The organism is Bacteroides sp. 1_1_30, from assembly GCF_020982715.1.
Taxonomy (GTDB): Bacteria; Bacteroidota; Bacteroidia; order Bacteroidales; family Bacteroidaceae; genus Bacteroides; species Bacteroides xylanisolvens.
The window spans coordinates 1-8,338 of the sequence record NZ_JAJKHN010000138.1; the positions used below are offsets into that span (position 1 = coordinate 1).

Here is an 8,338-nt window from a genome sequence, read left to right on the forward strand (position 1 = left end):
GCAAGGCAGGACCACTACATCCATGTTGACCCGCCGGCCTGCCGGGAAGTGAGCCTCAAGGACGATATGTTCCCCGGCCAGACCGCCTATATCGTGGTACATGTCAGGAGGCAGGGTGTGCAGGTTGAAATCGAACACCCGCTGCATGACGGATGGGTGTATTTCACGGCACGTTCCCACCGTCCCTTCACCAGGGAGGGGATCATAGCCGAGGCGAAGTCCTACATTGACAGCCACATCCTGCTGGCACCGGGAAGATACCGGGACTTGCAGCTGGAACACATGGTCCCCAAGGAACAGTTCCCCGCATGGTACAGGCAGTATAAAATGAGGCTGCACGACCGGGCGGAAGCCGAACATCGGGACATGGTGGACAGATACCGGCACAGGAACGACATCACCTACGGGGAAGCCCGTGACATGCTCGCAGCTTCAGGCATATTTTTCGACCTGAACTGCGACGAGTTCGAGCGGGATGAGATTACGGAACAATTTGTACAACTCTGTAACAGGACTTGAAATGGAAACGGACATAGTAAGAAAATCTATTGCGGACTACCTGCACAAGACAAACGCATACAGGCAGCAACAGGATGGGCTGCAGGGAAAGATTGATGCAGCCCGCCGGAAAATCGCCTGGCACGAGAAGCGGATCACGCGGCTGTCAGGGCAACGGAACCGTATCGAAAGACCATGGTGGACGAAAGAAATCGTGGCTCCCGTCATGCGGGAAGTGGCACGCCTCACCCCGGAGGTGACATGGGATGCCGAAAACCTGTACACCCATGGGCTGAGAGCGGCATGTTCCGTTTACGGAGAAACACAAAACGGTCGGACCGTCGGCCTGACTTTCACGTTCGACGGCGGTGTCCTCAGTTATGACACCGGGGAAGTCACACGCCGCTTCACTCCGGGCACGCTCGGTGAGATCAACGGCATGAACAATGTCAGCGCCCCCGTGGAGAGTGTGGACACACTGGTGGCAAAAGTAAACGAGCAAAGAGTAAAAACCTAAAAGCCAAACGGATGAAACTGTATAATCGGATTACATACAACGGGCATCACATCAACATCTGCTATGATGACGATGCCGGAAACCCGCGAAAAATGTTCGACAACCTCGGTACGCTCTACACGGCACACCGTCGCTACCGCCCGGAGAAGGAGTTCGACGACCACTTCGATATCGACAAGGTTTTTGACGGGCGCATCGGAAATTTCCGGGAATCGTTCCTGAAGGAATATATCGCCTTGCCGGTCTATCTCTACGAGCATAGCGGCACTACGGTATCCACCTCACCGTTCAGTTGCCCGTGGGATTCCGGATTTTTCGGCATCATCGCGGTACCGTTGGACAAGGTGCGCCGGGAATACGGGTGGAAGAGCATCACCGCGGAACGCAGGAAGCGGATCGAGGAATACCTGCAAGGTGAAATCAAAACCCTTGACGACTACTACACCGGAGAGGTCTTCGGATATCGCATAACACCGGAGGATGACGACTCCAACGAATTGGGTAGCTGTTGGGGATTCTACGGCATGGAATGCCTGAAAGAGATGGAGGCCGAATGCAGGCACATCATCGACGGGCTGAACAAGGCGGCATAGAATAAAAAAAATGATTGACATGGAAAAAAAACAGGATTACAAGGAGATCAAGGTACGCCTGCATCATATCGACCGGGGAAACTGCACGGAAGTGTGGGAGGTGCAGACGGAGGAAGGCAAGCCCGGGCGCTATCTGGGACGTGACGACGGTTATGGCCCGAAGGAGTGGTACACGTTATGCGACGCCCCCTACGGATATTGCGAGAGGGACTGCCATGTAAGGGCGGACCTCACCCTTGTCATATGTGACAAGGACTGGAACGAGGTGCTGCGCGACGGAATGGACAGGGAACGCTTTCCCGAAAGTTTCCCTTCGTTGGACGAGGCATGCGACGGGGCATGGGACAAGATCGTGAAAGGGCTTCCGCATGTCACACGCAAGGGGTTCGGGCAGTGGATTACCAAACAGTCATTCCTCCCGCTCAGCCGGACCGAAGAGCTGAACTGGCGGGATTGCTACGATGAGGAAGAGGCAAGCGGGATACTCTCACGTTTTACATGGATCGGCGAAGAGTACACCATATTCAAGGTCACCCGGCGGCACACCAGGTGCGATGCACGGTGGTACGAGTATTACGCGGGAAAGACAAACCGGCAGGAACATGAAAGTTACATCCGTTTTTTCGGATACGAGTTCCATGACCGACATATCAGCGACGTAATCGGAACACTCGGCAGGCGGTGTGACGACATCTTCCGTAGTGTGGTGGAAACCCGCACGGACCACTGCTACGGGCGCACGGTTTTCTATTTCATGGACGAGACCATCGGTTATGACCTGTCCCATGAGCAGGTCCGTGACGCCAGGGAATGCAGGTTACGCAAGGCACGGGAAGACTATGACGAGGCGCTCGCCTATTATCATTGGCTGGAAAAGAACGGGAACGGTATCCCGTAGAACAAGAAAAACAGTCACAATAACTAAAAATACAAATCAAAAGTATAACTATAAAAAACATATATAATGAGAACATCATACGGACTTGAATTCAACACGGTAAAAGAAATCAATCCTGAATGGAGCGATTATGACAAGACAATAGCGGAATGCCACCTGGCCAATACCGGTGTGGTCATCGTGGATACGGAGCACGGGCAACCGATAGACAACGAATACGACCTTGAAGAGATCTACCGCCTTCTCGAAAAGGAGAACAAAAAAGACGCCGCCAGGGTAATCCGCTCTCCTTTCCAGCTCCTTGACGAGCTGTGCCTGTTGGAACCCGGGAGTACCATCCACTGTACCTGTCTTCACGGGAAGGACATGGACAATCCCCTGACACTGAAGGAGAAGAACTGCCGCATCGGCGACTGTCCCACGTTCGTACTCGCACATAATGACGGGCGCACGGTCAGGATTGACGGCGAGCAAATCATGGAAGGCAGCTGCCGTTTCGGTCTTCCCGGATGGAAAACCCCTCCCGCCGGGCAACTGCGGTATGTAAACAGGACATACCCTGACGGCATTCCGGTACGGCTGGAAGTATTTTCCTACGATTCTCCCGGAAACCTTTACGTGGGACTTCTCTCACCGGAGAATGACAACGGGACATCATGGGGACCCTTCACCGACGTGACGGTAAACATGCGCCCCCTTCCCCCGTATTATGCCTTCGTCAAGGAGTACAGCGAGAACGAGGGAATGGGCGAGTTCCTCACCCGGAACGGCATCGCCTGCCGCTCCCATGTCATACCCGATATCCATAGCGGATTCGTCACGATGCACGCCTACCTGTTCGACAGGGAACGGCTCGCGCTGCTCGCGCCGGACACTTTTCCCGATTACGAGAAAAGCCTTGTGGGAGAATGATACCGACTACCATGGAAGTGACGCAGGAAAATAAAGGCATCAGGGTACGCCTGAGCCATATCAGACACGGGGAGTGCATGGAAGTCTGGCAACTGCAGACACCCAAAGGCGAACCAGGGCGCTACGTCTGCCGCGATACCTACGGTGAGAATTGCTGGTACTGGCTATGTGACGCCCCGTCCGGCTATTGCGAACGCGATTACGCGATCAATAACCACATCGCCATAACAGTGTGCGACCAAAGCTGGCGGGAAATCACGCGGGACGGCAATGACCGCAGACGTTACCCGAAAAGTTTCGCGACATTGGAAGACACCTGCACCGAAGAGTGGAGGAAGATTGCCGGCAACTATCCGGGCGTGACACGGAACGGTTTCAGGGAATGGATTCTCAAGCAATCGTTCCGCCCGCTCAACGGGACTGAAGAGGCCAACTGGCAATATTGCCGGCATGAAACGGTGGCAAGCGAGACTTTGGCACATTTTACATGGATCGGTGAGAAGTACGCCATCTGCCGGGTCACCCGGAAACATACCGAATGTGATGCCCGGTGGTACGAATATTACGCGAGGAAAGTACAGCGGATATATTACGGACACACCCATTTCTTCGGTTACGAGTACCATGACCGGCATATTAGCGACGTGCTCCGGACGCTCGGCAAACGGTGCGGGGACATCAGCAGCACCGTGGTGGAGACCCGCTACAGGGAGGACCACTCTGCCATATCCTACTTCATGGACGAGTTCATCGGTTACGACCTGTCCTATGAACAAGTCCGTGATGCCAAGGAATGCAGGTTGCGCAAGGCACGGGAAGACTACAACGGGGCGAACACCTACTATTACAAACTGAAAGAGAACGAGGTGAGTGTCCGAGGCATCGAGGCAATACTGCTTGCCATGAGAAAACAAATGCTAAAAGCGAAAAAACAATAAATATTGATATGGAAACAAGTAAAACTATTAAACCAGAAGAAAATGCCGAAGCATCCGAGATGCTCGGCTATATCATGGGGCAGCTGAAACACAACGGAGGTAAATGGGACCTGACCGATGATGCGGGCAAGCCCGTCATCTTTGATGCAGAAAAGAACGTGTATATTCCAGATATCATGCTTTCAAAAGACTGTACTCCGTGTGCGGTAATCCCGCTGGGATATTTCGAGGATGACACGATCCGTGCCATCGTGGAAATGATTTCCTTGTAATAATCCTCCAAATGAGATTCAAGGACAACGGACTGGCCAACCTTCACGACCGGAACCGTGAGGAAAGCGGTTTCTGCTGCATGCAACTGATCACATTCCTTACGGACAATGGAGTGAAAAGCTGGGATGAATGGCACCGGGCGCATACCGACGCGGCCCGGGGCGAATGCAAATACCGGACACGATGCCCGGTTTACCGGCGCAGTAAAAACAAGACAGAATCAGACAAATAAATACTACAATGAATAAAATAAGGCCCGAACTGTTGGAGCGGATAAGAAAATCCAACGAGGAATATAAGAAGATTGAATCCCTGCTGACACCATTGGGATTCACGCTTTGCACGGGAGCGGTCTTTTACGGAGAACGCCCGTTCGGCATGTACTGCGGTAAAATGGAGGACTACCGGTCTTTCATCGACAATATTGACAGTATCAAGGAAAGGTACCGGAAACGGAAAAACGAGAGCCTGGGAATTTATGAAACAACAAGTCAAAAGCAACATCCGCAGAATCAAAGCGATACTGTACTGCATAAGAAAAAGAAAGACATATGATACTCAACATCGTTAAGAACGGAACAGAAAACACCCGCATAGCGGAAGCGGTCAGGGAGGTATTCCCCGATTCGGAAGTGAAAGTAAAAGAGGATTATGGCATGTCCGTGGACATAGAGATAAGCTCCCAAGAAGGGCTGCACAGCCTGGAAGGGCTCAAAGAGCTGGAGGGCTGTTTCAAGGACTATGACATAAGAATATGGTGACCGCCACGCAACGGGCGGCAGACCGGAAATTGTTCAACTACAGATAAAAACAAGCAACATGAAACAAGAGAATCCCACAGTACCGGAAACAGACAGAATTTTTCCGGAAGATGATGACGCGCTTTACCGCGAAATGACAGCGCACATGCCCGGTTGTTATTTCCCGACTTCGCTAAGCGAGGATGGCATCCACGAATTTGCCGGGGAGGAATTTCGCCGCGTCAGGAATATTGTCTGCCGGCACTATAACTTCTACGAGGACAAATATATCCAAGAAAACGCCGGCGTATCCCCTTTCGATTCCGTCCAAGACAACTTCGAGCAGGAAGTGTACAGGCGTATCCGTAAGGATTATGTGCAACTCAGTGTCATCTCCATCAGAGAGTCACTTTTGGGGAAAATTCGCCGTGCCGTGGAAAAAGAGAACAATATTATCGGCACGTTTTACCGTAACCGTGGTGTACATTACCGGGAGGCGGAATCAGCGGAGTATGAAACCTCCCCGATAGTGGTGGTCCACAATTCCGCTTTTTACGGATACGGCGGTTATGAAAGTGCGACCGTTTATGAACTTTTCATCGACGGGAACGGCAAACTGCTCTGCACGCTCAACGGCGAAGCCGGCGAGGATTTCGATGAGCCCATCGGACAGGTACAGACCGAGGGGCTGCTTGAGATTGCCCACTGGCTGGAAGAACACGGGTTCATCTCCGCTGATGTCAATGACGACGGGATTGTCGTATGCGAGGAGTGCGGTTCAGACAATATACAGACCCAGGCATGGGTGAATCCGAATGCCCGTACATTCATCGGTACCACGGGTATAGACCGCTATGATAACTGGTGTGAATGCGAGGACCATCAGTCCTTCATTACGCTCAGGGAATTCAAGGAGCGCATGCAGGAATGGTGGGACTCGTTGGACGAAAATCAAATGGAACAGATCACGGGTTACCGTCAGGGCAAGCGTCCGGCCGGAGACAACCATCAGGGGTTGCCGAAACCTGCAATGAATGGTGGGAAAACAAGGGCTATGACGAGAAACGTAAAATCTGGAAAGAACATAACGACTGCTGACTATGATTTACAATCTTCTTAAAAGCATACAGAACCTGTTGGCTTCCAAGCCGTCCGGGACAAAGGAGGAACAGGAAATCCTGAGCCTGGTCAGCCAGGCGCTTCCTGCAATGCTCAATGGGCGTGATACGGAAACACTTGCCGCCAATGAGCTGCTGGTACGGATATGCCCCGACACCAAACGGCCGGTCCTCGTATGCCATAACGGCAACGGGCAGTGCCTGTGCCTGCATAACGAGACGACGGAAGAGGATGCCGTCGACGTGGACTTATGGCTGCGTTCCAATGGCAGGGAGTGTAACGGCTACAACAAGTTGCAGGAGGCTGTCGTGGACCTTGCCTACAATGCCGGGGCGGACAACCTGTGGGAGGACCGGGACTCCCGTGCTGTCAATGCCGAGATCGTCCGGTGGGCGGAGGAATTCGAGACTGGACATGCGGGCACTGATTGGGATGCGGAGGACTACTTCTTTGCCATCGACAGGTTTTACAGGGAAAAGACAAAACAAATGAATCCGGTTACAATACCGGCGGACTGAAAAAATGGCAACCGAATGGACAAGGAAACTGCAGAAGAAATCATTCGGGAAAACCGTTATCCGTCCGGATATGACATACAAGACTATCTGTCTGACAATGAGGATACGGTGCTTTCTCTGGAGGACGGAACGGAGCTGCTTGATGACTTCGACCTCTGGAAAGAACGTTCCGACCTCGAACTTGAAAAAATCATGGACCGGAACTACTGGTCCTCGACTGGTGGATATTAGATTAAAAACAGGAATATAATTATGGTAAGAGAACTTTATCAACGGCTCAGGGAATATTTCAACAACTTACCCGAACCGACAGAAGAGGAAAGACAATTTATCCGGGAGCTGAACGCCGGGTATTTCCCCATCACGTCCGTCCACCGCGATGACCTGGAAGGACAAGGTTTCGATGTGGAAAAGATCAGCGACGACGACATGCAGAATCTGGCGGAAAAGATGGCGGACGATTACCACGAACAGCTGTTCTGGCCCAGTATGGAAGTCATTGCCGGAGAAATTCTGAGTTTCCCGAAAGTAAAAACAAAAGACATTATCTGTCCGAAATGCAATTCGGAAAATATCCGTTATGATATTCACGAAAGTCGGTTCCACTGCGGCGAGTGTTCCCTGGCATGGGATGACAAGTTGTATGTGCTCGTGGAATTTCCCGAGGAAAGTACTCCTTTCGAGGAGCAAGGAACCGGTTACCCGGCATGGGAAAGCGGGGACAACGGAGCGCTTTACGTGCCCGAGGAAGACTATATACGCCATACCGGCAAATCGCCCGAGCGGGACAAGTGTTACCGTGCCGTGTGCTGGCCGGACTCCCAGAAATACATGGGAACGAAAGGTTGTGAACCCATACAGGATGAAAACGGGATGCGGGATTTCGGCACATCGGCATACTGGGTGCCGCTGATTCTGAAGGAAGAAGCGGCAGAGCGACGAATGGACAAGAAAAAGGCACCGGTATGCCCCGAATGTGGGGGCACAGATATTGACATTCTGAGTGACGAGGGCGTGGCCGTATGCAATGACTGCTGCCTTGAATGGCCTTACGCGGAGGATTGAGAATGGAAACGGTAGATGTTTATACGGAACGAGGCGACCTGGTCACCTGTTCCGATTGCGGCAAGGTGATGCTCCTGCCGTATGGAGCGGATAAATGTCCCGCCTGCAAGAAAGAAGGTTGCCTGGCATGGACGGACGAAAGCTTGCGGGAAGCCGACATCGACTCCCTGCTCGAGAGGCACTGTAACCTGCACCAGAAGAGCGAACTGCAACCGGAGGAGTATCTTTCACTTTCCATACTGGTGACCGAGTATATTCCGTATCTGG

General features: G+C 52.3%; 14 protein-coding genes and 1 pseudogene. All 15 read left to right on the forward strand.

The window, feature by feature from the left end:
* Positions 1–519: hypothetical protein (locus LPH68_RS24590; protein WP_230297191.1), on the forward strand; the 519-nt coding region annotated here is incomplete at its 5' end.
* The gene (locus tag LPH68_RS24595) at positions 476–1,015 is read left to right on the forward strand and encodes a hypothetical protein (protein WP_196069299.1); all 540 of its coding nucleotides are present in this window, start codon (positions 476–478) and stop codon (positions 1,013–1,015) included. The genes LPH68_RS24590 and LPH68_RS24595, both read left to right, overlap by 44 nt.
* 11 nt (positions 1,016–1,026) lie before the next feature.
* The gene (locus LPH68_RS24600; protein WP_196045628.1) at positions 1,027–1,608 is read left to right on the forward strand and encodes a hypothetical protein; all 582 of its coding nucleotides are present in this window, start codon (positions 1,027–1,029) and stop codon (positions 1,606–1,608) included.
* Between the two features lie 19 nt (positions 1,609–1,627).
* On the forward strand, positions 1,628–2,506 hold the full coding sequence (locus tag LPH68_RS24605) for a hypothetical protein (RefSeq protein ID WP_196045627.1): 879 nt from the start codon (positions 1,628–1,630) through the stop codon (positions 2,504–2,506).
* A gap of 66 nt (positions 2,507–2,572) precedes the next feature.
* Positions 2,573–3,418 carry a DUF4313 domain-containing protein gene (locus tag LPH68_RS24610; protein ID WP_217733535.1) on the forward strand — a complete coding sequence of 282 codons (846 nt, stop codon included), beginning with the start codon at positions 2,573–2,575 and terminating at the stop codon, positions 3,416–3,418.
* A gap of 359 nt (positions 3,419–3,777) precedes the next feature.
* On the forward strand, positions 3,778–4,356 hold the full coding sequence (locus LPH68_RS24615; protein ID WP_230297192.1) for a hypothetical protein: 579 nt from the start codon (positions 3,778–3,780) through the stop codon (positions 4,354–4,356).
* Positions 4,357–4,364: 8 nt separating this feature from the next.
* Positions 4,365–4,628, forward strand: a complete 264-nt coding sequence (locus tag LPH68_RS24620; protein WP_057279718.1) for a hypothetical protein — start codon at positions 4,365–4,367, stop codon at positions 4,626–4,628.
* Between the two features lie 11 nt (positions 4,629–4,639).
* Positions 4,640–4,861: a hypothetical protein gene (locus tag LPH68_RS24625; RefSeq protein ID WP_057279717.1), complete on the forward strand. Its 222-nt coding sequence runs from the start codon at positions 4,640–4,642 to the stop codon at positions 4,859–4,861.
* An 8-nt stretch (positions 4,862–4,869) separates the two neighbouring features.
* Positions 4,870–5,184, forward strand: coding sequence for a hypothetical protein (locus tag LPH68_RS24630; RefSeq protein WP_217733534.1), 315 nt, complete (start codon positions 4,870–4,872; stop codon positions 5,182–5,184).
* On the forward strand, positions 5,181–5,390 hold the full coding sequence (locus tag LPH68_RS24635) for a hypothetical protein (RefSeq protein ID WP_217315060.1): 210 nt from the start codon (positions 5,181–5,183) through the stop codon (positions 5,388–5,390). Before LPH68_RS24630 ends, LPH68_RS24635 begins: the two co-directional genes overlap by 4 nt.
* Before the next feature lie 58 nt (positions 5,391–5,448).
* The gene (locus tag LPH68_RS24640) at positions 5,449–6,489 is read left to right on the forward strand and encodes a hypothetical protein (RefSeq protein ID WP_230297193.1); all 1,041 of its coding nucleotides are present in this window, start codon (positions 5,449–5,451) and stop codon (positions 6,487–6,489) included.
* Positions 6,490–6,730: 241 nt separating this feature from the next.
* Positions 6,731–7,006 (forward strand): hypothetical protein, encoded by a 276-nt coding sequence (locus LPH68_RS24645; protein WP_230297194.1) that lies wholly within the window; start codon positions 6,731–6,733, stop codon positions 7,004–7,006.
* Between the two features lie 15 nt (positions 7,007–7,021).
* The gene (locus LPH68_RS24650; protein WP_196045882.1) at positions 7,022–7,237 is read left to right on the forward strand and encodes a hypothetical protein; all 216 of its coding nucleotides are present in this window, start codon (positions 7,022–7,024) and stop codon (positions 7,235–7,237) included.
* 21 nt (positions 7,238–7,258) lie between these two features.
* Positions 7,259–8,071: a hypothetical protein gene (locus tag LPH68_RS24655; RefSeq protein ID WP_230297195.1), complete on the forward strand. Its 813-nt coding sequence runs from the start codon at positions 7,259–7,261 to the stop codon at positions 8,069–8,071.
* Positions 8,050–8,338 (forward strand): annotated as a pseudogene (locus tag LPH68_RS24660) (hypothetical protein); the annotation flags it as partial. The gene LPH68_RS24655 and the pseudogene LPH68_RS24660, both read left to right, overlap by 22 nt.